The sequence below is a fragment of the Armatimonas sp. genome (assembly GCF_964826245.1).
Map to the genome: position 1 here is coordinate 1 of NZ_CBAYMC010000025.1, position 25,949 is coordinate 25,949.

General features: G+C 59.9%; 24 protein-coding genes and 1 pseudogene. 18 read left to right on the plus strand and 7 right to left on the minus strand.

Going from position 1 to position 25,949, the window contains the following annotated elements; all coding sequences use genetic code 11:
- The coding region (locus AC1XOS_RS04145) for a hypothetical protein (RefSeq protein WP_481960953.1) at positions 1–1,385 on the plus strand (1,385 nt) is incomplete at its 5' end.
- 8 nt (positions 1,386–1,393) lie between these two features.
- Here the strand turns inward: AC1XOS_RS04145 and AC1XOS_RS04150 are convergent.
- Positions 1,394–2,467 (minus strand): hypothetical protein, encoded by a 1,074-nt coding sequence (locus AC1XOS_RS04150; RefSeq protein ID WP_481960954.1) that lies wholly within the window; start codon positions 2,465–2,467, stop codon positions 1,394–1,396.
- Between the two features lie 232 nt (positions 2,468–2,699).
- On the opposite strand from AC1XOS_RS04150, the pseudogene AC1XOS_RS04155 reads away from it, so the two are divergent.
- From AC1XOS_RS04155 to AC1XOS_RS04185, 7 genes and pseudogenes are all read left to right on the plus strand, one after another.
- Positions 2,700–2,804: pseudogene (locus tag AC1XOS_RS04155) on the plus strand (DUF1275 family protein); the annotation flags it as partial.
- A gap of 106 nt (positions 2,805–2,910) precedes the next feature.
- Positions 2,911–3,978, plus strand: a complete 1,068-nt coding sequence (locus AC1XOS_RS04160; protein ID WP_481960955.1) for a phage tail sheath family protein — start codon at positions 2,911–2,913, stop codon at positions 3,976–3,978.
- A gap of 37 nt (positions 3,979–4,015) precedes the next feature.
- Positions 4,016–4,303 carry an ester cyclase gene (locus AC1XOS_RS04165; RefSeq protein ID WP_481960956.1) on the plus strand — a complete coding sequence of 96 codons (288 nt, stop codon included), beginning with the start codon at positions 4,016–4,018 and terminating at the stop codon, positions 4,301–4,303.
- Positions 4,300–5,325, plus strand: coding sequence for a hypothetical protein (locus AC1XOS_RS04170; protein ID WP_481960957.1), 1,026 nt, complete (start codon positions 4,300–4,302; stop codon positions 5,323–5,325). The genes AC1XOS_RS04165 and AC1XOS_RS04170 overlap by 4 nt, the downstream gene beginning before the upstream one ends.
- A 51-nt stretch (positions 5,326–5,376) precedes the next feature.
- On the plus strand, positions 5,377–5,757 hold the full coding sequence (locus tag AC1XOS_RS04175; RefSeq protein WP_481960958.1) for a VOC family protein: 381 nt from the start codon (positions 5,377–5,379) through the stop codon (positions 5,755–5,757).
- A 5-nt stretch (positions 5,758–5,762) separates the two neighbouring features.
- The gene (locus tag AC1XOS_RS04180; RefSeq protein ID WP_481960959.1) at positions 5,763–7,043 is read left to right on the plus strand and encodes an aminopeptidase P N-terminal domain-containing protein; all 1,281 of its coding nucleotides are present in this window, start codon (positions 5,763–5,765) and stop codon (positions 7,041–7,043) included.
- A 39-nt stretch (positions 7,044–7,082) separates the two neighbouring features.
- Positions 7,083–10,253 (plus strand): S41 family peptidase, encoded by a 3,171-nt coding sequence (locus AC1XOS_RS04185; RefSeq protein WP_481960960.1) that lies wholly within the window; start codon positions 7,083–7,085, stop codon positions 10,251–10,253.
- 53 nt (positions 10,254–10,306) lie between these two features.
- Here the strand turns inward: AC1XOS_RS04185 and AC1XOS_RS04190 are convergent, their stop codons facing one another.
- The gene (locus AC1XOS_RS04190; RefSeq protein WP_481960961.1) at positions 10,307–10,801 is read right to left on the minus strand and encodes a fasciclin domain-containing protein; all 495 of its coding nucleotides are present in this window, start codon (positions 10,799–10,801) and stop codon (positions 10,307–10,309) included.
- Between the two features lie 360 nt (positions 10,802–11,161).
- Positions 11,162–11,860 carry an SAM-dependent methyltransferase gene (locus tag AC1XOS_RS04195; RefSeq protein WP_481960962.1) on the minus strand — a complete coding sequence of 233 codons (699 nt, stop codon included), beginning with the start codon at positions 11,858–11,860 and terminating at the stop codon, positions 11,162–11,164.
- Between the two features lie 59 nt (positions 11,861–11,919).
- On the opposite strand from AC1XOS_RS04195, the gene AC1XOS_RS04200 reads away from it, so the two are divergent.
- The 3 genes from AC1XOS_RS04200 to AC1XOS_RS04210 are packed head-to-tail and all read left to right on the plus strand — an operon-like array spanning position 11,920 to position 12,666.
- The gene (locus tag AC1XOS_RS04200) at positions 11,920–12,153 is read left to right on the plus strand and encodes a hypothetical protein (protein WP_481960963.1); all 234 of its coding nucleotides are present in this window, start codon (positions 11,920–11,922) and stop codon (positions 12,151–12,153) included.
- A 22-nt stretch (positions 12,154–12,175) separates the two neighbouring features.
- The gene (locus tag AC1XOS_RS04205; RefSeq protein ID WP_481960964.1) at positions 12,176–12,400 is read left to right on the plus strand and encodes a DUF433 domain-containing protein; all 225 of its coding nucleotides are present in this window, start codon (positions 12,176–12,178) and stop codon (positions 12,398–12,400) included.
- Positions 12,397–12,666: a DUF5615 family PIN-like protein gene (locus tag AC1XOS_RS04210; protein WP_481960965.1), complete on the plus strand. Its 270-nt coding sequence runs from the start codon at positions 12,397–12,399 to the stop codon at positions 12,664–12,666. Before AC1XOS_RS04205 ends, AC1XOS_RS04210 begins: the two co-directional genes overlap by 4 nt.
- Here the strand turns inward: AC1XOS_RS04210 and rsgA are convergent.
- Entirely contained in the window at positions 12,663–13,625 is a 963-nt protein-coding gene (gene rsgA / locus AC1XOS_RS04215; protein ID WP_481960966.1) for a ribosome small subunit-dependent GTPase A, read from the minus strand. The two genes, AC1XOS_RS04210 and rsgA, sit on opposite strands and share 4 nt — an antisense overlap.
- A 45-nt stretch (positions 13,626–13,670) precedes the next feature.
- Between rsgA and AC1XOS_RS04220 the strand changes: the two genes are divergently transcribed.
- The 5 genes from AC1XOS_RS04220 (at position 13,671) to AC1XOS_RS04240 (ending at position 18,992) form a co-directional block, all read left to right on the plus strand.
- Positions 13,671–14,087, plus strand: coding sequence for a GNAT family N-acetyltransferase (locus AC1XOS_RS04220; protein ID WP_481960967.1), 417 nt, complete (start codon positions 13,671–13,673; stop codon positions 14,085–14,087).
- 219 nt (positions 14,088–14,306) lie between these two features.
- Positions 14,307–14,690, plus strand: a complete 384-nt coding sequence (locus AC1XOS_RS04225; RefSeq protein ID WP_481960968.1) for a RidA family protein — start codon at positions 14,307–14,309, stop codon at positions 14,688–14,690.
- 64 nt (positions 14,691–14,754) lie between these two features.
- Positions 14,755–16,170 carry an RNA polymerase factor sigma-54 gene (locus AC1XOS_RS04230; RefSeq protein ID WP_481960969.1) on the plus strand — a complete coding sequence of 472 codons (1,416 nt, stop codon included), beginning with the start codon at positions 14,755–14,757 and terminating at the stop codon, positions 16,168–16,170.
- 35 nt (positions 16,171–16,205) lie between these two features.
- Positions 16,206–17,516, plus strand: a complete 1,311-nt coding sequence (locus AC1XOS_RS04235) for a glucose-6-phosphate isomerase (protein WP_481960970.1) — start codon at positions 16,206–16,208, stop codon at positions 17,514–17,516.
- Between the two features lie 78 nt (positions 17,517–17,594).
- Positions 17,595–18,992, plus strand: coding sequence for an MATE family efflux transporter (locus AC1XOS_RS04240; protein ID WP_481960971.1), 1,398 nt, complete (start codon positions 17,595–17,597; stop codon positions 18,990–18,992).
- A 1-nt stretch (position 18,993) separates the two neighbouring features.
- Here AC1XOS_RS04240 and AC1XOS_RS04245 read toward each other — a convergent pair whose 3' ends face one another.
- On the minus strand, positions 18,994–19,434 hold the full coding sequence (locus AC1XOS_RS04245; RefSeq protein WP_481960972.1) for a response regulator: 441 nt from the start codon (positions 19,432–19,434) through the stop codon (positions 18,994–18,996).
- Positions 19,435–19,440: 6 nt separating this feature from the next.
- Positions 19,441–21,123, minus strand: a complete 1,683-nt coding sequence (locus AC1XOS_RS04250) for a sensor histidine kinase (RefSeq protein ID WP_481960973.1) — start codon at positions 21,121–21,123, stop codon at positions 19,441–19,443.
- Positions 21,124–21,256: 133 nt separating this feature from the next.
- Here AC1XOS_RS04250 and AC1XOS_RS04255 point away from each other — a divergent pair, with 133 nt between their 5' ends.
- The gene (locus tag AC1XOS_RS04255) at positions 21,257–22,594 is read left to right on the plus strand and encodes an AAA family ATPase (RefSeq protein ID WP_481960974.1); all 1,338 of its coding nucleotides are present in this window, start codon (positions 21,257–21,259) and stop codon (positions 22,592–22,594) included.
- 207 nt (positions 22,595–22,801) lie between these two features.
- Here AC1XOS_RS04255 and AC1XOS_RS04260 read toward each other — a convergent pair whose 3' ends face one another.
- Positions 22,802–24,211 (minus strand): hypothetical protein, encoded by a 1,410-nt coding sequence (locus AC1XOS_RS04260; RefSeq protein ID WP_481960975.1) that lies wholly within the window; start codon positions 24,209–24,211, stop codon positions 22,802–22,804.
- Positions 24,212–24,288: 77 nt separating this feature from the next.
- Between AC1XOS_RS04260 and AC1XOS_RS04265 the strand changes: the two genes are divergently transcribed.
- Positions 24,289–25,821, plus strand: a complete 1,533-nt coding sequence (locus tag AC1XOS_RS04265) for a sulfatase-like hydrolase/transferase (RefSeq protein WP_481960976.1) — start codon at positions 24,289–24,291, stop codon at positions 25,819–25,821.
- Positions 25,822–25,949 lie beyond the last annotated feature (128 nt).

A 25,949-nucleotide genomic window follows, 5' to 3' on the forward strand; every position in this document is an offset into this window, starting at 1 on the left:
GTCAGAAGCTAGATTGGCAGACCGACTATCTCTCCCTAGGCGCCAAGATCTCTCTCAACCAGGAAGTCGCTCCCGGCGAGTCTATGCGTGGCCTTCTCATCTTTAAGGCCCTGAAAATTCAAAAGCCTATCAAGCTACGGCTAGTGGAACCGGGGGCGAAGCGAGCGGCCATTATTGCGATTCCCTCGTTGACAACAGAGTCGATTAAGCTGGGCGATCCCGTGGTGCCCCCAACGGTGGCTCCTTCCACACAGCCCCCAGCGGTGGTTCCCCCCACACCAGTGGGAACCGCCGTCGTGAGGGATAAAGAGACGCCTCTTGGCCCTCCGGTAACCACAGGCACGGGCTTTTCGCTCACCCTCCCCAAGAGTGTGGAAGTCGGGGTCTCGTTCTACGCCCCGCCGCCACTCACCATCACCGTCCGCCGTCCCGCAGCTCTCAAGGGAGAGCTCGCCTTTACTCTGAGCAATGCCCCCGAGGGAGTCGTGGGGAGCTTTGCCCGACGCGACGAAAATATCTACACGCTGACCCTCACCGGGCTCTCGGGTTTGAAACTTGGGGAGTACAAGCTTCAGGTGCAGGCCAGCGTGGCTGGGAAAAGTGTCACCGCACCACTCCTACTGATTCGCTCAAAAGCGCGGACGCTTCTGGTAGACGACGACTTTACGGATAATAACCGCTCGGGCGGGGATCCCAAAGTGCTCTCACCCGCCGATAAGACCTTTCGCACGCTTTTAGAGCGCGGCAATGGCCAGCGAGCCCTCGTCTACGATTTCGTGACGGTAGACTCCCAGAAACCAGGCCCCAACGTGGATGCGCTCCTGCCCTATGATGTGGTTCTTTGGTACTGTGGCACCAGCTACGGCGGCAACCCCGATGGCAATGCGACCGTGGGAGGCGTGGATGAGTCCAATCTCCGTGCCTATCTCGACGAGGGCGAAGGACGGACACTACTACTCTTTGCGCCGGGCTACATCAGCAATATCCAGGGCTATGTTCCTAGCGCCAAGTCCAACGAAGACAAGTGGATTGTCACCGAGAGCACGTTTCTAAAGCGCTACATTGGGGCCTCGGGCGGCCAGGGGCTCCTCAAGCGCTTTGCCGAGGCGGATCTGGATGTTGCAGGGAAAACCGTGGTGATGGGGCGCGGCCCCGCCGAGGCGCAGCTTAGCCCGATCAATGCCTCCACCGCCCAAGTCGTGGCGACGGCACTTCTCAACCCGGATAGCAAAGGGGAGCGTGCGGTACCTGTGGCGACGGCCAACAAGATCGGTGCGGCCCACTGTGTCTTTGTAGGGTTCACCTTTGAGAATATCGCGATTCGACCCGAGCGTCTCTTCACCAAGCTGCTCGCCGTGAGGATTCCAGGAATCGAGGGGCCGTAGAGTGTCGGCTACGGGTCGGTGACAAAGACGACGGCGCAGCGCTCCAGAAACTTGCTCTCCGCGTTGGCCTCTCGAATGCGCTGGGCATCGTTGGCGGAGATCAGGGGCTCACAGCGGGCCGCGTCCCGGCAGCGACGGGCGCGGATAATCAGCGGACGGGAACCGATCCGAGGGCAGGACTGGGCACTCTCTAAAGAGCGTGGGTAGGCAACAATCCCCTGGTCTTGCAGAAAGTCATTGCTCACACTAATCGTCCCAAAGACTTCGTCGCCGCGCTCACTCCACAGCTTGGGCGAGGGCGACGAAGTGAGATCCAGGCCGCGGCAGTCCACGATCAGGCCCGTGTAGAGCACGCCACCGGGTGCAGGCGCACCAGGAGCATAGGGACTTTTGGGCTCACGGGAGCTCTCTGTCTCGATACTTGCCTTACTCTCGATGGCCACCCCAACCACCTCCGCCACTGAGCCCGCCCCCGCCAGCGGCACCTGCACAATCACCCGATAGATCCCCGCCTCCGCAAGAAGCTTTTCCTCAATGACTTCCGCGTTCTTAATCAGCCCCGCCAGCTTCACCCGGACTTCATCGGACTTAAGGGTGTAGTTGCTGACGCGGCTACTGGCGCTCACCCGCACCTGCTGCACCGACATTGAGAGGGTTCGCAAGGCATCGGTGAGAGCGGCATCGCGCGCCGTGAGCGTGTCTTGCGCCCGTGAGTGGCTCAGGCTTGGCGGCGGGAGCGCCCCCAGCCCAATCGCACGAGCAAATCCCTGACCGTAGTCAATCCGCCCCTTGCCCGCCGCCACTGCCTCTACCATCGCACTCGTTAGCCCCGACTCCGTCGCGGGGGCTGCAGCCCCCGCCCCTGCCAGTACCTGCTGAAGCTGCTTCGGGTCCACTGCTGCCGGTGTCGGAAGCACTGGCTTGGCCGCTGAGGCAGGCTTGGGTGTCGGCTTTACCCCCGCTTTGGGGGCTGGTTTCGGCGTCGGCTTTGTGACAACAGGCTTACGCGCCGATTTTTGCGGCACCGCCGCCGCAAAGGCCAAGGGAAGCAAGGGAAGCAAGAGCAAGCTCGCACGAAACATCGGTCAGGGTTCTCCTGCACGAGTTGGAGTCCTCAGAACCAGACAGGTTTCATAAATTCCGCTTTCTGGTCACTGGTGGGACTCGGCGCGGAGATCGACCGTACCTTTCCAAACTAAGCGACAAGCGCTCGCCCCGAGATTGCCTATACTGGTAAGGGATAATTTCAAAGCTACCAAAGTGGGTGTGGTCGGGAACCTGGGCACTGGCGTTTGTCGGGGGCATGGTCCCTATGGCCTCCAGAACGCGATGATGAGCACCTACAGCGGCGCGGTCATCCGTACCACCCATGTCTCCGGGATGTTCACCGACCTAGGCATCTTTCTAGGGCACTTCCTCATCTCAGGCTTTCTCTATGGCAGCTACTTTGTCTTTCACCATCACAACCCAGCCACCTAACCCGAGGTGCTACTGTCGTTGATGACCAACGGGTATAGTGTTGCTCATGTCCTTTCCCCAAAATATCTCGCCGGTGCCCACTGCGATCACGGCGTTTATCGGGCACACTGCCAAAGGCCCGGTGGGTTTTCAGAAAGTGGCCTCGCTGGCGGAGTTCCAGAGGCTCTTTGGAAAAGTGCTTACAGGCTCGCGGATTGCGCTGAGCACGCTTCCTGGCTACCTGACCGAGTCGCTGAGCTTGTTTTTTCTCAACGGCGGGGAGATAGCCTATGTCTACTCGCTCGGTTCGCGTAAGGCCGGGAGCGCAGCGCCGTTTCTCGATGCCCTCACTGCGCTAGCGAAGCTCCCCGAGCCTGCCCTGTTGGTGCTGCCTGATGCTGTCTTGCTAAGCCCTGCGGAGCTGCAAAAAGTTCAGCTCGCCGCGCTGGCACACTGCGCCAAGCAACACAACCGTTTCTGCATTCTCGATGTCCCCACCGCGACCAGCCTACCGCTTCAGGCCCCCCTCACCGGCGACAATCTCTCGTACGGGGCGCTCTATGGGCCATGGCTCCAGCTCGCGGGTGGCGAGACCCTTCCTGCCAGCGGCGCGGTGGCGGGTATCTACGCACGAGTCGATCGGGAGCGTGGGGTCTGGAAAGCTCCCGCCAACACCGAGGTGCGTGGGATCGTCGGCCTTTCCGAGGTCTATACCGAGCGGGAGCAGGAGAAACTCAACGCCCTGCGCGTGTTTGCGGGCAAGGGCATCCTGGTCTGGGGCTCGCGAACCCTGGCGGTCACGGACAACGAGTGGCGCTATGTCCCGGTTCGGCGGCTCTTTTCGATGGTAGAAGAATCTCTGCGCGTTGGCACGGCAGGGCTGGCACTTGAGCCCAACAATGCCAATACCTGGGCAAGAGCGCGTGGCCTGATCGAGAGCTTCTTAATAGGTCTCTGGCGGCAGGGCGCGCTGATGGGGACTAAGCCCGAGCACGCCTTCTTTGTGAAAGTGGGGCTGGGCACAACCATGACCGCGCAGGATGTTACGGCGGGCCGGCTGATTATCGAGGTCGGGCTGGCCCCAGCTCGTCCCGCTGAGTTCTCGATCCTGCGCCTGTCTCTCAAGGTTCCCTAGAACCATAAAATGGTATAGTGTCGCAAACGTTTGAGGAGTGCTGACAGTGCTACAAGACCCCGAGTCTGTTTTACGTGCCCGGTACGAGTTAGTCGGGAACCAAGGGTGTGAAGACGCCATTGACAAGCTTCTTGCCGAGGAAGGCATGACCCACGGACTCAGGGGTGCGGAGGGAAATACGGCGCGTGGCCCGGCGAGCTTCAAGCACATCTTTCAGACGTTTCGCACCGCCTTCCCTGATCTGCGCATCACGCTGGACGAAGTGATCTCCCTGCGCGATATCTGCGTGGCGCGCTGCACGATCATGCAGGCCCAGCTCCAATGAAACTCAAGCCGATTCCCCAGCTCGCCGCTTGGGAGGCGCACATGACCGACTGCGCCAAGATTATCGCCGCCCAACCCGGTGCAGTAGACCACAGCGCCTGCACGCGCCCTAGCTGCAAGGCGCTCAATGAGGGGCTGGTGTGGTACTACGACGGCAACCGGGTCTTTCGGCAGATCGCCCGCTACACAAAAGATCGGAGCTGGCTGGAGGCCGCCAAGAAGTGCCGCCTCTACTACCGCTCGTATGTCACCTGCCCGACCGTGGGGCACTACGTAGACGGCTGGCGCAACTTCACCAAGGGGTTTCTGCTCGATGCCACCGAGGACAACGACGCCACCGCCAAGCAAGAGGTGCTTCTTATCGCACGACGTGGGAAGTTCTCGCAGCCGCAGCACAGGGCCGAGTTCGCAGGCTGGCTCAGAACTCCCTCCTTCGTGGACGCCAGCCGGGAGATCGCCTATGCGATTGAAGCGTGGAGCGCGGCCAAGGCGCTTGGGGACTCAGAGTTTGCCGGACGCGACCCGTATTTAGATATCGCCTACTTCCAGCTCGATACCTGGCGCGCCTATCTGCAAGGCTACCCCGCCAGCCCCTACCCCGGCGAGCCCGGTGCCAAGTTCCAGCCCTTCATGTTCGCCCTGACCGCCGAGGCCCTGATCGAGGTCTACCAGCAGCCCGGCACCGCCCAAGCCGATAAAGACAAAATCCGCACGAAGCTCGAAGCGGTTGCGCGGCTCACCTACGACAAGTGCTACAGCGCCCCCAACCACGCTTTTATCGCCAACACCGGAAACCCCACCACCTACTGGCCCGCGATCAACCTGCTTATTGTCCCCGTCTACGGCTGGCTCTGGCACGAGACCGGCACGGCGTATTTTCTAGAAGCAGGCGACAAGATCTTCGCCGATGGCGTGGTTCACGGCTGGCCCGAGGTCTGGGGTGGCAAGCAGTTCTCACAAAACTACCGCTGGAGCTTCGACTACGTTGCCTGGCGGCAGAAAACTCCGGTTACTTTGGTATAGTCCTGACGGGCTTTCCGGGCAAGCAAGTCGGCTTCGAGTATAGTTTCCGTTATGAATCCACTTCTCAACACCATCATCCTCTATGCCCGCGATATACAGCGCACCGCGGCGTTTTACGAGCGCTACTTTGGCTTCACGACAACCGGCGAGGTGGTCGAGGGATTGATCGAGCTGACGGCTCCGATGGGCGGGGCGAGTATTCTGATCCACCAAGCAGCTAAGAGTGTGAAGCTGGGGCAGGTGGGGGTGAAGCTGAGCTTTTCGGTGCCGGATGTCGAGGCGTTTAAGGCAAGCTCGGTAGCGCTCGGGCTGGAGTTTGGGAGCACGCACCAGGCCAATGGCTACGCCTTCGCCAACACCAAAGACCCCGATGGCAACTCCGTCAGCATCTCCAGCCGCGCCTTTCGCACAGCGGCTCCCGTAGGAAAGTAACGTTTATGACCACGCATCCTCCGCTCACCCCCCAGACCCTCCGCTGGTTTCCCCTCGACGAGTTCGCCACGCGCCGCGCCGCGATCTTTGACCATATCGGCCCTGGTGCCCATGCGATCCTTCAAGGCGGCGGCCCCGTGCGCGGCTTTGAGGTCTTCCGTCAGACCAATGAGTTTTTCTATCTCTGTGGGGTGGAAGTCCCTCAGGCGTATCTGCTGCTGGATGGCACCACGCGTAAAACGACGCTCTTTCTGCCCGGTGGCGTAGCAGAAGGCACGGGGATAGAGACCACTGCGGATTTAGAGAGCCTGGAGGCAGCGCTGGCAGGAGTGTCGGTGCTCCACACGCCTCACGCGCCTACCGAAGGCCGGGTGGAGTGTCGTGATGTCTTGCAGCTCTACGCCCGCACGGTCGCCAAAGACCCTTGGGACGGCGAGATCAGCCGTGAAGAGCGCTTTCGGGCGCGGCTCCGCACGGTCGCCCCTCAGGCCGAGCTATGCGATCTCAGCCCGACTCTGGATGCAATGCGGCTCATCAAGAGCCCCCGTGAGATCGAGCTGATGCGCTTCACCGGCAAGCTCACGGCGCTGGCGGTGAAAGAGGCGATTCAGACCACCCAGCCCGGCCAGCACGAGTACACCCTAAGCGCGGTTGCAGACCGGCTCTACCGCGAGAACGGGGCGCGACGTGAGGGCTACTGCGCGATTATCGCCAGCGGCGAGAATATCTGGGACGGTCACTACAACCGCAACGACTGCCCGCTCACCGATGGCGACCTAGTGCTCATGGACTACGCGCCCGATGTCTGCAACTACACCAGCGATATCGGGCGGATGTGGCCGATTAACGGGACGTTCAGCCCGGCCCAGCGCGAGCTCTATGGCTTTATCGTCCAGTACCACAAGGCCGTTCTCAAGCGCCTGCGCCCCGGCGCTCTGCCGCAAGAGCTACTCGCAGAAGCCGCTGAGGAGATGCGCCCGGTTGTCGAGAGCACACCGTTCTCCAAGCCAATCTACGCGGAGGCCGCACAGAAAGCACTGACGTTCCGAGGGCATCTCTCACACCCCGTGGGCATGGCCGTGCACGATGTCGGCTCGTACTTTAACGCACCGATGCAAGTGGGACTGGTGATCTCCATTGACCCCATGCTCTGGGTCCCTGAGGAGAAGCTCTACATCCGAGTCGAGGACACCATCGTCATCACGGAAACTGGCTACGAAGTGCTCACAAACCAAGTGCCCTTTGAGATAGACGAGATCGAGGCACTGATGAAAGCAGCTCCCTAAGCAATATCCTGGAAAGAAATCGCAGGTACAATCCTTCCCATGCAAACCCTGCGACACTCGCTTTTTCTTGCTCTCTGCTTTGCGCCCGCAACAGCAACACTTGCTCAGCTTCCGGCTCCGGAGAACAAACCTGTAGTAGGGGCGCGGATGCCCGCGCTCTCGCCCGATGGCTCCAAGCTGGCTTTTGTCTGGCGCGGCGATATCTGGGTGGCTAGCAGTAGTGGAGGGCGGGCCTACGCGGTGACGACCCACGCGGAGTACGATGCCTACCCCGTGTTCTCGCCCGATGGCAAGTGGATCGCGTTTCAGAGCAACCGCACGGGATCCTCAGATATCTGGGTGGTACCGACCGAGGGGGGGACGCCCAAGCAGCTCACGATTGCCGGAGGCCGGGAGTCGCTGAGTGACTGGTCGCCTGATGGCAAGAGCCTGCTCTTTGTCAGCCAGCGCGACACGCCCCACGACTCGATCTTCTCGCTTGATCTCGCCACCCTGCGCTTCACCAAGCTCACGGAGGACTTCAAGAGCATCAACCGCCCCACGTACTCCTCAGATGGCAGCCGCCTGGCCTACGAGCGCAACGGCTTCCCCTGGACCCGTCCCCGCTACAGTGGCTCCGGCGCGGCGCAGCTCTGGACGCTGGACACCAAGACCGGGAAAAATACGCCCCTGGCGGATGATGGCCGCCAGCATCTCTATCCCCGCTTCCTGCCGGATGGCAAGAGCCTGGTCTGTGTCACGTATGGCAACGAGAGCCCCAGCGTGACTCTACTCGGGAAAGTCCCCACCAAGCTCGACGATAACCCCAAGCGCACGCCCAATCTCTGGGTCTTTCCCGCCGAAGGCGGCGGCAAGCCAAAGCAGCTCACACAGTTTGTCGGCAGTGCCGTTCGCTTTCCCACGGTCGCCCGCAAGTCTGGCGACATTGCCTTTGAGCACGGCACGGATCTCTACCTGCTCAAGGCCGGGGCAAAAGAGCCGCAAAAAATCTCGCTTCTCTGTGGCGGCGATGACAAGAGCAACTCGGAGCAGCGCTCTGTGATCAACAGCAACGAAGTCACAGAGGCCGAGATTAGCCCTGATGGCAAGACCTTTGCCTTTGTTTTAAAAGAGGAGCTCTGGACGATCCCCGTCGAGAAAGCCAAGGGGCGCAACGCCGACGAAGCCACGCGGCTGACAACCTACCCCGGCACGGATCACGATATCAACTGGAGCAAGGACGGTAAGACTCTCTTTTTTGTCTCGGATCGCAACGGCAACGAGCGTGTCTTTGCCATGGAGGTAGCCAGCAAGGCGATCAAGCCGATCTGGACTGGAAAGTCCGATGCCAAGAGTCCCACGATCTCCCCCGATGGCAAGCTCCTAGGTTTCTGGGTCGCAGGCAAAGAGGAAGAAGGAGCCGGATTCTACACCAGCCCAACCGATCTATCGTCGCCGCCCAAACGCGTGCTCGCCATTGCGGGGGATAGTCAGAATATGTTCTCCTGGTCACCGGACATGCGCTGGCTGGCCTTCACCCGGCGGGGGCGAGAGTCCGGGGGAACCAATCTCTATATCGCCAAGGCCGATGGCACCAACCCGATCAATGTGACCCGGCTCAATGCCTTCCATAGCGAGCCGACTTGGTCTGCCGACGGGCGCTATCTCTACTTTTCCAGCAACCGCGACGGCGGTGGCGGCCTCTGGGCGCTTCCGCTGACTCGCGAGGAGGCACGCACCGCAGAGCTGGAGCTCAAGTACATCAAGCCCGGTGAGCCCGTCCAGGTGACCATTGACTTCGAGGACATCCACTACCGCCTGCGTAAGCTCAGCGGCCAGAACCCCGACGATGATCTCCAGGCTGTAGACTCCGATGGTGCGCTTTATTTTCTCTCAGGGGGGAATCTTTTCTCCGCTTCTTACGATGGCAAAGATACCCGCCAGCTCACGTTTACGGGAGGCCTGGGCAACCTGCGCCTGAGTGCAGCAGGCGATACGGCCTATTTCTCCCGAGGGGGACAGCTCTTTACCCTCAAGCCTCGCGTTCCTGGAGCGCAGCCGAGCCTCGTGGGCTTTGGTGCAAGCTACATCCAAAACCTTCGCGCTTTGCGACAGGCCGCTTTCAACCAGCTCTGGCGTAGCTACAACACCCGCTTCTACGATCCGAACTTCCATGGCCGTGACTTCGCCGCCCTCAAGGCACTCTACGAGCCGATGCTGGAGAGCGTGGGGACGCGTGAGGAGATGGCAAATCTGGGAAATCTGCTGCTTGGGGAGCTGGAGGCGAGCCACTCAGAAGTGAGCCCTGCCCCCGGAAGCATTATTGGCTCTAGCTCCGCTCAGCTCGGGGTGTATTTTGACTATAGCTATATCGGGCCAGGAATTCGGATCAAGGACATCCCCAAGCGCGCTCCGGGCAGCTATGAAAAGACAAGGCTCAAGCCCGGTGAGTATATTCTTGCGGTAGATAACGTGGATGTCACGCTGAGCGAAGATCTCTACAAAGTCCTCAATGATAAAGGCGAGCGCGACTTCACCCTGCTGGTGAATGACAAGCCCAGCCGCGAGGGAGCCCGCACCGTGACCTACAAAGCGGTGAGCGGCGGCGAGTGGAGCGACCTGCACTACCGCAACCGGATCGAGTCCCGCAGCAAGCTCGTCGAGCAGCAGTCCGAGGGGAAAGTGGGCTATGTCCATATCTCGGGCATGGGCGGCTCCAACCAGCAGCAGTTTGTCCGCGAGTTCTATGAGTGGGCGGAGGGCAAGGACGCGATGATTATAGACGTCCGGGAGAATGGTGGGGGCAATATCGGTGACACGCTCATCTCCTGGCTTGGCTTCAAACCCTACGCCACCAACTCGCCACGCGGCGGCTATGTTGTCCCTGCTCCAATTCTAGAGGGCCGCCAGCCATGGAACAAGCCCATTGTCGTGCTCATGGGCGACTCCTCGTTCTCCAATGCGGAGATGTTCCCCTACGGCATGCGCGCTACCGGCCTCGCCAAGCTGGTCGGTGAGCCCACCCCGGGCTACGTCATCTGGACATTTGGTCTAGGTCTGGTGGATGGCACAGGCGCTCGCATGCCGTTCCAGGGAGTCTGGCGCACCAATGGGACATCGCTTGAAAATACCGGAGAGAAGCCCGACTATCTCGTCCCCTGGAGCACGCCCGAGTACTTCGCGGGCAAAGATCCCCAGCTTGAGAAAGCGATCTCGCTCCTCAAAAAATAAGAAAACCCCTCCTCCCAGGATTGGGAGGAGGGGCAGGGGAGGAGGGGAAGTGCCTAGAGCTTCAGGCCCTTGGGCAGGATCACGCTATCAATCACGTGGATCACGCCATTGCTACCGACGATATCGGTCTTGACCACTTTGGCCTTGTCCACCGTCACGCCACCCTTGGTACCCACGGTGACCGAAGCGCCGTTCACGGTCTTGACCTTGGTGCCACTCTTGAGCTTGACCACATCCGCGGCCATGACTTTACCCGCCACGACATGGTATGTCAGAACGGCCTTCAGCGCTGCCGGGTTCTTGCCCAGCTTGTCGAGAACCGACTTCGGCACCTTGGCGAAAGCGGCGTTCGTCGGCGCAAAGACAGTGAACGGGCCTGTGCCACTCAGAGTCTCAGCCAGACCAGCGGCCTTGACGAGAGAAACCAGGGTCGAGAAGTCCGCATTCCCTGCGGCGATCTCAACGATGGTCTTATCCTGTGCAAGTACGGGACGCATCGGGGCAAGAGCGGCAAGCGCAAGCGCGGCCAGAACGAAATACTTTTTCATGGGAACATCTATCCTTAGAACTTGGTTTGAGATTTTGTGGGAGGACGCGCTCCTCCCAATCTGATACTCCTAACATCACTCTTTTTTTCTTGTTCCCAGTATTTCAAAATATTTCGCAATCCTTGCAAATTCACTCCTTAGAGACAAAAATAAACCCGACCCTCAGTCTGAGGGTCGGGCTTCCACCACGTCCGATGGAGAGTGAAAAGGAGGACATGCGCTGGTTATTAGTACGATTGTCTCCCCAGAATTGTTCCACTCTGCAGAAAAAAACTTATAGACCGGAGTACTCTCCTCCCCCAGAAACACGGGGCCTTACTAAAGTCACGGCGCGGCAGACGGTGGCGATGTTACGGCTAGCTAGGCTTTACGCGAGAGGAACATGACCTCGATCTCGTCCCAGTCTAGGGTGCGGCGGGCCCAGCGGCCTGCCGTGCCCCCCCAGGTATGCTCCACATGGAGTCCGGCAGCCTCGTGCATCTTGACCAGCTCGGGGACGATATAGTGCCGCCCTTGCAGCTCGCCAGAGTCATCTCCGGGCCAGGTTTCTATCATGGTCAGCGGGTCGAGGGTGGTCTCCGTACCGGCTCGTCGGATGGTGCGGTAGCCATTGAGTGTGGTGAGCAAGAACGGCGCGCCCGGCTTCAAGCTCGCGGCGATATGGCGCAGAACCCGCACATTGTCTTCATCGGTCTGGAGCAAGGCAAAGGCTCCCTCACAGAGGCATACGGCGGCATCAAAGGCTAGTGGGCGCACAAAGTCACGGGCATCGGCGAGCACAAACTCGGCGCTCTCGGTCAGCTTCTCGGCGGCGGCACTCTCTTGGGCAAACTCAATAAACTTCTCCGTGAAGTCAACGCCCGTCACATGAAAGCCACGACGTGCCAGCTCTAGCGCGTGCCGTCCGGGGCCACAGCCCATGTCCAGAACCCGCGCGCCAGGCGCAAGGTCACAGACATCCAAAACAAAATCCACCTCGGCCAGCGTGTGCTGTGTGAATCCCTCGGTTAAGTAGCGCTCTGGCCCAAGGGCCTCAAAAAATCGTTTCCAGTCGTTCATGCTCAGAGGCTATTATAGCGCGTTGCGCTCCCAATCTTTACTAGGGGTACACTGCGATAATGGTCAACCTTAGAACCATACTCAAAAAAGCAAAGCGTCGTGGTGGTTTTCTGCTCGGTTTGAGTCTCGTTTTTATGGGCCTGAGGCTTTGTCAAATGATGCTGTATGAAAGTAGCATCGGGCTGTGCCAGGATGAAATACTTGTTTCCACAAGCTCACTAAATGAAGACACCCTCCAGATTATCCAAAGTGGAAATCACATCGTCGGCCAAATCAACACGATGATAAAATGAAATCCAAAGACGGGAGCCCCTCATGACTTTAGATCGCATTACGACGAATACAGATCGTATGAATGGACAGCCTTGTATTCGCAATCTACGCCTCACTGTCCGTCGTGTTTTAGAGGTTCTAAGTACCTACCCTGATCGGGCAGAACTGTTGCAGGAATATCCTGAACTTGATGAGGAAGACATTCGACAAGCTCTTCTTTTTTCTGCCACACGTCTGGAAGATCGTGTGATTTCTTTAGTCCCATGAGACTTTTGCTGGATCAGGGGCTTCCTCGGCGTAGTGCGGAGTTATTGCGCTTAGAAGGATTTGATGTTCTTCACACCGGTGAGATTGGAATGTCAGAAGCCAGCGCCCCTTCCGTTGTTCGCATTCGTATACAAGGGCTAAGAACGGAACAAATGGTCGTGCTGATTCCACAAGTTCTGGAAGCAATCTCCGAGGAACTAGCCCGAGGCGCAGTCGCTAGCATTGATGAAACCTTAAAGATTCGGGTGAGAAAGCTTCCGCTTTAATTTCTTCCTGTGGGCTCTTCGGTCATCTGTAGATAGCTTTGGTAACGTCGGGGGCTGACGCGTTTTTCGTCTAGGGCGGCGCGGACGGCGCAGCCGGGTTCGGTTCGGTGGCGGCAGTTGGCGAACTTGCAGTAGCCCATCAGGGGCGCGAGCTCGGGGAAGCAGAAGGCGACATCTTCAGGGAGCAAGTCCCAGAACTCCACTTGGCGCAGGCCCGGTGTGTCTGCGACCCAGCCCCCAATCTCTAGTGTCAGTAGCTCCGCTTGCACGGTTGTGTGCCTTCCCGCGTGGGTAATCTCGCTCGTCTCACCCACTTTCAGGCGCAGGCCCGGCTGGACGGAGTTGAGGAGCGAGGACTTTCCCACTCCCGACGGCCCACAAAACGCGGAGAGGCGGCCCTTGAGCTTGGCACGGAGCGCCTCAATGCCCTCGCCGGTGATCCGGCTCGTGGTGATAATCTCGTAGCCAATCTCACGGTACTCGGCGAGGGCCTCGCTCAGCTCTGCGGGATCGGCGAGGTCGGCTTTATTGAGGAGAATCAGGATATCTAGCTCACTGTCCTCGGCGAGTACGAGAAAACGATCCAGCTTGAAGAGATCGGGGCGTGGCTCGGCGGCGGAGAAGACAATCACGGCCAGCTCTAAGTTCGCCACTAAAGTCTGGCGCTCACGCTCGTTGCCTGAGCGGCGCACCAGCGCACGACGACGAGGTTGCACGACCTCAATCACGCCCTCGGTGCCTGACTCGGAGACCTCGATTTCGACCCGATCTCCCACCGCGATAGGATTGGTCTCCGCCAGTTTTTTCGTCTTCTCTACTCGCCGGACATGGCTTGCTGTCTCGGAGTAGGTAAAGCGCTTCTTCAAGTTTCCCCGCAGGCGGCAAGGCAAGATGCGCCCCGTATCGGTCTGCACCGAGTAGAGACCCCGTCCCGCGCGAATCACGATACCCTCACTCAATCATTGGTTCCCTCACTCCACTTATCTAAAGGGTAGTATAGCCCCATGTTCACGATAAAGGAAACAACGGCAGATGTGCTGATTGCCCTGCGCTGGCAAGTGCTCCGTCCGGGCCGCCCGGAGAGCACCGCACGCTTCGCCGAAGACGAGGCAGAGGGCAGTGCACACTTTGCGGCAATAGATGCGTCAGGGTGTGTGATTGGCTGTGCCACGGTGATCGAAAAAGAGGGCCGCTTGCAGCTCCGTGGCATGGCGACGGCTCCTGAGTGGCAGGGCAAGGGGGTGGGGCGGGCGGTGCTGGAGGCAGTGCAGGTGCACGCGAATCAGCGTGGCCTGCCTCTCTGGTGCAACGCCCGCGTGAGCGCCATGGGGTTCTACGAAAAATCCGGCTGGCAGACGGAGGGGGCTATTTTTGATGTTCCTACGGTCGGCCCCCATGTGACAATGACTTGGAGTGGCTAGTTTAGAGTCGTGTTGACTTTCTGGAACGACATGATCTGGTAGCTTCTATCGGCCATGAACATCAGCACCACTAAGGCCAGCACTACCTCTAAAATAGTGAACATGATTGTCTTATAATACGTAAGTGTCGGTTTTTATGTACCCTACATTTAGCCTCAGAGCTAACAGATTCTTACCCTTGCTGGGTATTCTCTTTAGGTTCAGAAAGGAAACGATACTTTGGAAAAACATCCTCTTTATGGGGCGGGTGCGGCAGTCCCCGGTGCACCTTACACCCCTGCGGTGCGTGTGGGCGATATGGTCTTTATCTCCGGGCAGCTCGGGCTAGACCCGGAGACAAAGCAGCCTCACGCGGAGTTTGCCGCACAAGTCGAGGGCGCGATTGCGGGAATTAAGGCCTTGGTTGAGGCTGCAGGTGGCTCGCTGGACAATATCGTCAAGACCACGATCTTTCTCTCAGGCGATATGAGCCGCTTTGCGGAGCTCAATGCAATCTATGCAGCGCACTTTAGCGAGGGCGTCCGACCGGCGCGCTCGACTTTTGCGGTGGCGGCGCTTCCCTTGGGAGCACTCGTGGAGATCGAGGCGATTGCCGTTCTCTAAGCTCCCCCTTTCTCCGCAGTAAAAATCCTGTCTCATTCTGCCGAAAATCTTTGCCAGTGGCAGAATGAGACTAACTCAAACAATTGATACCCGGCAGCAGCAGACCCAGCGGATAGACCCCCGCCAGATCCTTGCCAGCGAGATTCTCGCCTGGACAACCGAGGAGCTGGAGGTGGCGCTGGAGCGGGAGCTGGCGGAAAATCCGGCACTGGAGACGCATGAGAGCGAGGCACTCTCGGGGCTCTCCATCAATCCGTCGTCGGGTGAGTCTCCCCCCTTAACCGTGGCCATCGGGGGCAAACAAAATGAGCTTCCCGCCTCCGCAGAGCGCACACAGCCAATTCTACAAATGATGGGCGGTGGTCTCGATGATGAAGACCCAATGGAGCGTGTGGCCTACAACCTGACGCTACGAGAGCATCTGCGAGCCCAAGTGGGCCAGGTGCGCGGTGAGGTCTCCGAGGAGGTGCTACGCTATCTAATTGAGAACGTGGACGACCGTGGCTATCTCGTGGCCGAGAGCGACGAAGTCGCGGAGCGGTTCCGGCTGTCACGCGCCCAAGTGGAAGCCGCCGTAAAAGCACTTCAGAAAATGGACCCGGCAGGCGTAGGAGCGCGCGAGCTAAAAGAGTGCCTCCAGCTCCAGATTGACTACTTGGACCAGGCAGGCGAGGGCAACCCACTTGCCCGCCGCGTCTTAACCCGCTGCTGGGACGAGCTCGTGGCACGCCGCGAAGACCGAATTGCGACCCGGCTCAAGGTGAGCCCGGCAGAAGTGACCCGTGCGCTACAGTTTTTGCAGCAGGCACTCTCTCCCTACCCGGGAGCACTCTTTCGCCCCAGTGAGCACCGTGGCCAGATCAGCACGCCGCTGGTGCGCCCCGATATTTTGTTTATTCGCACCGAAGCGGGCTTTATTGTCGAGCTAGCGCGTGACTTTGAGCAAGCCGTCTCCGTGGCTCCTCTCTGGAAGCGCCTTGCCGAGGGTGAGGACGGCCACTCTGACGAGGCGATGCGCCGCTATATTCGCGACCATGTAGATCGTGCCCAGAACTTCATGGCTGGAGTCTCGCGCCGGGGCCGAACCCTGCGCGCTATCGCCAAGGAGATTGCCCAGGTGCAGCTCGGTTTTTTAGAGACACGCAACCGTGCGTTTCTGAAGCCTCTCACCCGGCAAGCGCTGGCCGAGAAGCTCAAGCTGGATGAGTCCGTGATCAGCCGCGCGGTGGCCGACAAGTGGGCACAGCTTCCCAGTGGGGAGATTCTTCCTCTGGACGCGTTCTTTGGCAACTCCCAGGCCGTCCGTGAGGCGCTTCTTAACCTGATTTCAGGTGAAGATAGCAACCGCCCCTACTCCGACGACGACATCGCGGCAATTCTGACCGAGCAAGGCTTCCCGCTGGCACGTCGCACGGTAGCCAAGTACCGAGGGATCGAGCGCATCCTGCCTGCCCGCCTCCGCAAGCGCAAAGCGGCATAGACTCTCACCAGTAATCACGGGTATCATAGGGAGCTATGCTTTCACTTGATGCCGCGTATCTCGCCCCTAATATCACTCCTGAGCTGGTCGCCCAACAGACCGAGCGCCTTGCCCTTGCCCACGCTACTCTAACCCAAGGCACGGGTGCCGGCTCTGACTTTCTGGGCTGGCTCGATCCTGCCGCCATGGCCGACGATGCCCTGCTCGATGAGATCGAGGATATCGCCAACGACCTGCGTGCCCGCACCGATGTGCTGATCTCGGTGGGGATTGGCGGCTCGTACCTAGGAGCACGTGCCGTGATTGAGGCGCTAGGGGGAGATCGCACGGTGGAGTTTGCGGGGCAGAATCTCTCGTCGCGCTATCACACCGAGCTGCTGGCGCGGGTGAAGGGCAAGAAGCTGGCGGTCAATGCCATCAGCAAGTCCGGCACCACCACCGAGCCTGCCGTCGCCTTTCGCATCTTCCGTGAGCTGGCCGAGCCGGGCTGCATTGTCGCCACCACAGATAAGCACAAAGGAGCGCTCCGAAAAGTCGCGGGCGGCGCGGGCTGGCGAACACTCCCAATCGAGGACAGTATCGGCGGGCGCTACTCAGTGCTCTCTCCCGTAGGCTTGCTGCCCCTCGCCTACGCAGGCATTGACATCCGCGAGCTCCAGCGTGGCGCTATCGCCTGTGCTCGCGCAAGTGCCGAGCCCGACCCCGCCAAGAATCCCATACTCTTCTACGCTGCCGCACGAAATCTCCTCTACCAGCAGGGCTTTCTGATCGAGGCACTCGCCAGCTTCGAGCCGCGCCTGCACTTTGTTCTGGAGTGGTGGAAGCAGCTCTTTGGCGAGAGCGAGGGCAAGAACAACATGGCACTCTATCCGTCGTCGGTGGAGTTCACCACGGATCTGCACTCGATGGGCCAGTACTTCCAGGAAGGCCGCCGTGCCCTTATTGAGACGTTTCTGATTATCGAAGACGGCGAGCCCTCGCTCACGCTCCCCAAGGGCGACAACGCCGATGAGCTAGGCTACTTAGTGGGCCAGGAGCTGACGGCGATCAACCACGCGGCCTACCAGGCCACCGCGCTCGCCCACCGCGAGGGCGGCGTCCCCAGCCTCACGCTTCGCCTGCCCAAGCTCGATGCCTACCACCTCGGCTTCTTGCTCTACTTCTTCGAGTGTGCCTGTGGCATCAGCGGCTACTTAATGGGCGTGAATCCCTTCGACCAGCCCGGCGTCGAGGCGTACAAAAAGAACATGTTCGGCCTGCTGGCCAAACCCGGCTACGAAGCACTCTCGGGCGAGCTCAAGGCCAAGGTCGGTGCGGCAGGGGACGGCGCCATCGTGCGGTTCTAAGATGTTAAACAAATTTTCGCCTTATATGCCCACGGCTAAAGCCGGGGGCATTACGGCTCAGTCTGGTAAAGGACGACGATGAGTAAAGATGCCCGGCAAGGGATGATTCTGGAGGGGCCACTGGCGCGAGGGGTCTTTCTGGTGGCGATGCCCTCCGTGGCAATGATGCTGGTGCAGACGTTTAACGGCTTTCTGGATCGCTTCTTTATCAGCAAGCTTGGCCCTGATGCGCTGGCGGCAGTGACGGTGTGTACGTCGTGGATGTGGCTACTTCTCGCGGCGGCGATGGCGGTCTCGACCGGCACCACAGCGCTGGTAGGGCGCTTTATTGGGGCGAGCAAGGCACAGGCTCCCGAAGAGTCCGCCCAGTCCCTCCACGATGCCTCCTCGGTGACACGTCAGTCTATTCTTCTCAGCCTTCTGATCTCTATGGTGGTCTGTGCCGTACTCGTGCTGGTGCGTCACCCCCTGCTGATTCTCCAAGGCTTGGATAAAAACGCGATCCCGCTGGCGGAGCCCTACTTACTGGTCATGGCCTTTGGGCAGCCCGTGCAGTTTCTGGTGATGATCCTCGGCGGAGTTTTCCGGGGCCTGGGCGACACCACGCGGCCCTTCTACGTGACGCTGGGCTCTGTGGGCGTGCATGCGATCGGCAATATGCTCCTGATTCCGCGCATCGGGATTATGGGCGGGGCGCTTGCCATGGTCTGTTCCCAGGTGCTCGCGCTGGCTCTCACGGTCTGGTTCCTGAGGCAGAGCCCAGTCTCGGCGGGCTTAGGTGGCCCCTGGAAGCTCGATGCCACCTGGGCAGGGCGCATCCTCAAGATCGGGCTTTTGGCGGCGCTCCAGCAGCTGATTCGCGTGGGCTCGATGCTGGTTTTTCAGGGCATGATCGCCCGCACCGCCGCCGGTGGCGCTGCAATTGCGGCGCTAGGCGTCGGCCTGCTCTTTGAGAGCATTGCGTTCATGCCGGGCTTTGGCTACTCGATTGCGTCAGCGGCATTTGTAGGCCAGAACTTGGGGGCGGGCAATATCAAGCGGGCTAATGCCGCCGCGTGGGCCGCGACCTGGCAGGCGATTGCCGTGATGAGCGTGATGGGTGTGGTCTGCTATGTTTTCGCCGAGCCCTTTGCCCGCTTCTTTCTCCAGCACGGCGAGGATGCCGCCCGGAACGCCAAAGTAGACGAGACGCTGGCTCTCACGGTGTCGTATTTGAAGATCGCCGCGCTCTCCGAGCCGTTTCTCGCGCTAGGAATGGGGCTGATCGGGGCGCTTCAAGGGGCGGGAGAGACTCTCAGTCCCACAGTTCTCACTGCTGTAACCATGGTGCTCATCCGCCTTCCCCTCGCCTGGTTTCTGCTTCAGCACTTCGGCATGACCGGTGCCTGGTGGGCCATGAGCCTCTCGACCATGATCCAGGGAATCTGCACGATCTTCGTCTTCCGCCAGGGCCGCTGGCGGAAGATTAAAGTTTAGCCTACTCCGCGTGGCGTTTGTGGAACTCTTCGAGGCGACGGACGGTGCCCACGGACTGGCGGCGGCGCTGGCAGGCTTGCTCCAGCTTCATGACCAGCAGCTCAAAAACATCGATGCCTGGCATGTTCTTCTCGATATAGTCAAACGCGCCGCGCCGCATGCACTCCACTGCATTGGCGACATTTCCGTAGGCGGTCAGCACGATCACCTCGGTGAAGACATCGCGTGAGGCGGCTCCCTCCAGAACGTGCATCCCTGAGTTTGGGTCGCCCATGTTCATGTCCGTCACCACAATGTCGTAGGGGTGCTCGACTGTCTTGAGGGCATTGAGCCCCTCAGCTTCAGAGCCCGCCGTTGTCACCGCATAGCCCTCACGCTCCAGCCGCCGAGCCAGTGCCGCTCGAACCTCATCTTCATCATCTACCACTAATATTCGAATCATAGCTCGCTATTTTACCCCTTTTTGTGACTTTAAGGGCAACGCGATCTCAAAGAGCGCCCCCTGACCTTCCGTGCCCGTCTCGATAATGCCACCGTGGTGCGCCTCGATAATGCCCTTTACAATCGCTAGCCCCAGCCCCATACCCCGTGCCCGCGACGTCACAAAGGGGCGAAAGATTCTTTCTTTCTCGCTTAGGGGGATTCCGGGGCCATTGTCTTGAAACGTGAGAAGGGCGTAGTCACTGCGGTGAAGTGCCATACGAATCGGGAGCAGCTCACGCCGCGAGACCTTTCGGCTTGTCACGGTGAGTGTCCCTCCGCCTTTCGCCTCCATAAACGTGACCGCGTTCTCAATCAGCTCCGAGAAGGCCCGCTTGAGCTTGGCACCATCGGCGAGAACGGGCAGGGGTGCTGCGGCGAAGTTGCGCTCCAGAGTGACCACACTGCGCCTGGGAAAGGTCTCCGTGAGGGCGACTTGTACCAGCTCTGTCGCGTCACCGGGAGTAGGGGCGAGGTTGCCCGCACGGACAAAGTCCCGGAACTCGGCCAGGAGCTCCTCTAGCCGAAAAATCCCCCGCTTCATTCCCTCGACCAGAGGCTTGACCTCGCCGCCACTCTGCGCCACGTACTCCAGCTCATTAAGATCGCCTTTAATGGCAAAGACCCGGTTGCCGATCATGTGGCTCGACATCGCGCTCATCTCGCCCCAAGTGGCCATGCGCTCGGACTGCATCAGGCGGGCAAAGAGCCGCGCGTTGTCCATCGCTGCCCCGACTTGGGCCGCGATCATCAGCAGCGCCTCCTCTTCAGCATCCGTGAAGTCATTAGGGAACCAGGGCGAGCTGGACTCTTTGCGAATCACCCGAAGTACCCCAACCGTTCCCGCCACCGACGGAATCGGAACTCCGAGAAACGCCCGCATCTCATCCAGATCGCGCACCACAGCGCTCGTCTCGGCCACCATGCCCGTCTGACCATTGCCCAGCGCGTACTCTTTGCGCGCAGGCCGCACGCCCTTGCCACGGGTGGCGGCGAGAGTCAGGTGCTGGTGGGCCTGGTCTAAAAAATAGAGCGAGCACTCCTCGGCGCGGAGCACCTGACTGGTGATCTCCACGACGCGCTCTAGCATCGCCTCGGAGTCCGCCGTACCCGAGAGCTCTTTGCCGATCTGAACCAGCGCCGCCTCACGCTCTCTTAAATCATCCATCGAAAGCCGGAGCGCCGCCAAGTCTGCGAGCGTTTGGGCAAAGGCCTCCTGCTCTTCCGTGAAGGCATCCACCCGGTCGGACTCCAAGTTCAGCACGCCTCGGACACGCTCATCGCGCTCTAGGGAGATGGGCACGGCCAAAACCGAGCGAATTCCGGGGAAGAAAGAGACATAGCCAGGAACATCGGCAGGGGCATCGGCGACCCGTACGGGAGCGCCTGTGCGGGCCACTAGCGACGTGATCGTGCTGGTGCGGTCTTTCTCTGAGAGACGGTTTTGCCGCGCTTCATCGGTCCAGCCCGCCCCCGAGGTCGCCAGTAGAACCAGCCCGCCCGCCTCTGCCTCCGCAAGTGCGACAAAGGCACGTGTGGCTCCCGTTGCCTTGGCAGCCTCTAAGACGTAGTGCTCCAAAAGCTCGTGCGCTGTCCAGTTTGCCACGGCGGCATGAGAAAGCTGTGTGACATGTCGCAAAGAGAGAGGCATCGCGGCGTCAGTATACCCTGCAAACTAAACATCCTCATGCTACAATGACTACTCGGTTGCTTCGGGATAGTGAAGCACTCCATGATGGGACGTTAATTTGCAAGGTTCGGCGAGAGAGGCAGCGTTTGCTCGGTTGCGGGCGTTCGCAGATAAGCTGGTAGGGAGGGACGAAGTACTAGGGGCATTGGTGCGTGCCACCTGTGCCTCACGTCTGGTTACCTTGCATGGCGATGCTGGTGTGGGTAAGACCACTCTCGTCCGTGCCGCCGCACAGCGCCTCGCGGAGGCGGGAGCGTTCCCCGCGGGAGTCTTCTGGGTGAGCCTACGCGGAGTCACCCGTGCCCGCGCTGTGCAAGAGGTCCTCGCCCAGCATGTTCCGACGGGCAGTGAGAGTGCTCTTTTTATCCTAGATGGCCTGGAAACCTCGCTTGCCCCTGGCCTCCTAGAGCGCTTCCCCTCACTCCATCTCTTGGTGACCGCACGCACCGCCCTGGGCCTGCCGCAAGAACACACCCTAGAGCTCCCTCCCCTCTCTTTTAGCGATGCTCGTCGGCTTCTCGTCGGCTGGACACGCACGGAGCTCGACCCCGATGAGAGCGCCTCGCTGGCCCGCCTGCTGGACGGCAATCCACAGACCGTCCGACTCACGGCAGCGCTTCTGGAAACCGAGCCCCTCTCTGCGCTTCGTGTCCGCTTGGAGACACAGCTCACCGCTCTTACACTGCACGGGGGAGGCACCACCCCGCTGATCCTCACCCGCGATCTCCTTCTCGACCGCCTGCCTGAGGGAGTGGGGCGCTTACTAGGCGTGCTCTCGCTCTTTGCCACGGGCGCACAAGCAGAAGACCTTGAAGTAAGCTGGGGCAAGGGCTGGCAGCGCTCAATGGACGTCCTCCTGCGCTCCGGCCTCGCCACCGAAGAGGAAGACCGCTACCAGGTGGCCGTAGACCTCCCTCAGCCACCACAAGCCGCACTGGGGCCCACGGGCGTTCTCTTGGCTCTTGCTCTCAGTCATCTGCGCAACCACCAAACCGATCCCGCCTTTGATCTCGCCGAACGAGGGCTTTCCGTCGCCCGCACCGCGCAGAACCGCGAGGGGTTTGCCTGCGCCTTACTTGTCCTCGGGCGCATCACGCTTGTCGAAGACCCCGCACGGGCCGCACTTTTGTTGGAAGAGGCCGCGACCCACTTTGGTAACCTCAACGACTCCCAGAACCAGGGCACCGCGCGCCACTGGCAAGGAGCTGCTTTCAGCCATATAGATGAACCCGAAGCCGCTCTTGGGGCCCTCTACGAAGCGCAGAAAACCTGTCGTGTCTCTGCTCTTGCGGGGCTTTTCGAGGAGATTCAGACCAAGCTCACCGGCCACGGCGGCGGCTCGCTCCTAGCCGCCCTGGAGCTCGATGCTGCTGGGGTACGCGAGCATGGCTTACTCGCCGCCCGCCTCAAGCTCGGCCTTCCTGCGAAGTAGCTAGCCAATCCGCTGTAAGAACCAGAAGGCCCCGAGCAGGATCACGGTGACACAGCCCGCCGGGCTTGGCGAGAAGCGTGTCCACCCCAACGGCCACAATCGAGAGCGCGATTAGCGGCTCGACAGTGCTCGGGGCTGCGTCGTGTCGCTGCCAGCCGATCTGCGATCCGCATGCGCGTATTTATCTAAGAACCTGTGTAAAAACCTCTATTTTTCGGGCGTCGGCTCCCATTTCACATGACCATCGGCATAGACCACAGCGCGACCTCCGGGGCTCGGAATGTAGCCCATCGCTGTCTCAGCGGGCTTCTCTACCTTGCTCAGCTCCAGCGGGCCTTTGTAGGTGTAGACAAAGTCCGCAATCACGTCGTTGCTTTTGATGTAGGGATAGATCACCTCTTTGACATTGCTTGGATCGTGCGGGAAGTTCTCGTCGTAGTCCTGGGCGTACATCATCAGCCCTAGCCCTGTCTGCTTGGCATTGCTGATGGCCAGCTCGCGCATCATCTTCTCAAAGGCAACTCGATCCAACGACGCAATCGGAGCCGCGTAGAGCGCGTCGTCGTGGGTATAGAGCACGGCGGAGAGATCACGGAGGAGCTGGACACTTTGCGAGTCCGCTTCGGCTGCGACCAGAGCGCGGGTAAACTTCTTCTCGGGACCAAGCTCGCTTGCCTCTAGCCAGAGTGCGTTGGTATCAGCGCTACGTCCTGCCAGCCCAGTCACGCGGGCGGCATCGCTGCGCAACGTGAGAGCAAGTTTTGGTGCTGATTCTTCCACATTAGCAATCATCTCTTTTTCTTTTGGGGCTTCGGTTAATGGAATGATTGTGCCTGAAGAAAGCTCAAGTGTTGACCACTTTTCCTGACGCACAAAGCGTTCTGCGACTTTTTCAAAGTTAGTCGCACGTAGAAACAGACGTTTCTTATCCAGGGAGACCCCTGAAACTCTAATCGATGCACTTGAAACTATTTTGGCAAGCGGGGTAAAAGTTCCATCGGGCTTCAAAACACAGTAGACGCGTGACTGAGAAACCTCATCTGGCCCCCATATTACTAAGAAGCCGGAGATCCCTTTTACTTCTCGGACAGAGGCAAATAAAGAGGGTAGTCCACTCAACCAGCGAATTGTCCCACGATCAACATCGCAAATCCCTAGCTGAGACTTCATCTCAGGAACTCTCTCGGGAGCCAGAGGCTCCATTTTCATACTTATCTGAGCGACAAGTGCTCGCTTGGTGCCGGGGAACCAGGAAAGTGCCATCAAGCCCTGCCGGGTCTGGGTGGGTTCGTCTTGCACACGATGAAAGAGTTTGGTCGTGCGGCGAAGCGCGTCGTAGAGCCAGAGTTTTTCTTCGCCGAAAGGCTCTTTGATCTCATCGGTGGGTTCGGGATGCAGGGCTTGGGTGATGAGAACATAGCGACCATCTGGCGAAGGAACAACCTGTGTGACCTTACCCGTGAGAACAGGCTCGATCTTGCCGATGAGATAGGCATTGGTCTTGGTGATGACGATGCGCGGCGGACGCGAGCGGCCCTGGCGGCGGGCGAGGGTGGCGGTGGCTGTCAGCGCGACGGCCCCCAAACCGAGATAGCTAAGAAAGTGGTGGCGGTTCATATACGTGTACTGTAACGCAGTTTGGGGCTATTTGGTTACGGTTGCGCCGGTTGCGCTTTTTCAGGCACAATGGAGCCATGAATGCACTTCTCCTGCCCCTTCTCTTGCTCCCCACGCATCCAACGGCGGCGCAGACAGAGAAGCCGAATATCATCTACTTTTTGGTGGACGATCTAGGCTACGCAGACTGCGGCTTTAACGGCGGCAAGGACATTAAGACCCCAAACATAGACAAGCTCGCCAAAGAGGGCGCGATCTTGAAGTCGTTCTATGTCCAGCCGGTCTGCTCCCCGACGCGCGCGGCGCTTCTCACGGGGCGCTATGCCACGCATACCGGAGTCTACACCATTGTCCGGCCCAACGCGCCTTGGGGGCTGCCTCTTGCGGAGCGCTTGCTCCCACAGGCCCTGCACGAGGTCGGCTACACCACCGCGATCTGCGGAAAGTGGCACCTGGGCGACTACCAGCCCGGCTACACCCCGACGCAGCGTGGCTTTGATCACCAGTACGGCCATCTCTTTGGCGCGATTGACTACTTCACGCATCTTCGCGATGGCAAGCCCGACTGGTACCGCGACGATAAGCCGCTCAAAGAAGAGGGCTATTCTACGCACCTAGTCGCCAAAGAAGCCTGTCGCCTCATTCAAAACCAGGCGAGCAATACGCCACTCTTTCTCTACGTCCCCTTCAACGGGATTCACGCACCGCACCAGGTGCCCGAGAGCTATGAGAAACCCTACGCCAGCCTGCCCAAGCCACGCCGCACGGTTGCAGGAATGCTCGCCGCCGTGGACGAGGCCATTGGGCAGGTCGTAGCGGCGCTCGATGAAAAAGGGCTCCGCAAGAACACGCTGATCCTCTTCTCCAGCGACAACGGCGGGCCGGGGCCAGGTAGAGTGACCCTGAACACGCCACTCCGTGCGGGCAAGGGCACGATCTACGAGGGCGGTGTCCGCGCCGCCGCTTTCGCCACCTGGCCGGGCAGAATTCCCGCTGGGCAGACCCTACAAGAGCCGCTTCATGCCGTAGACTGGCTACCCACTCTCGTCAAGCTCACCGGGGCAACAGCTACCCAAAAGCTCCCCGTGGATGGCCTCGATATCTGGCCCGTGCTCACGAAGAAAGCACGCTCGCCCCACGATGCGATTCTGCTGGCGGGCACCAAACCCGGAACCGCCGCACTACGCATGGGCGACTGGAAGCTACTGGTCGGCGCATCGGAGGCAGACGCAGAAGAGGGCAGCGAAGACAAAAAGCCGACAGGCAAGCTGGAGCTCTACAACCTCGCCGACGATATCAGCGAGAAAAACAACGTCGCCGCGTCGCATCCCGAGAAAGTCAAGGAGCTACGCCTGCGCCTCGACGCCTTCCTCAAAGACGCCGTCCCGAGCGGGGCAAATCTCCCCCCCGCGCCGAGCATCAGCCCGCGCAGCGCCCTCTTTGACCAGAAAGACACCAACAAAGACGGCAAACTCAGTCTGGAAGAGTTTCTCAAAGGCCCCAGCAACCAGGCAAATCCCAAACAAGCCGAGGCACGCTTTAAAAACTTCGACACCAACAAAGACAGCTTTCTCAGCCGCGAGGAGTTTGTGAGTCAGGGCAGATCATGAAAATCTGGCGGGTGCCGCCAAAAGTGATGCGTGAGGGGAGCCTGCTTCTGGATCAGCAGTGCTGGTGCTGGGGGCAGGATATTCGCCATGAGAGTGGTAACTTGCTCCTAGAGCGCGGCTTTGTCCGT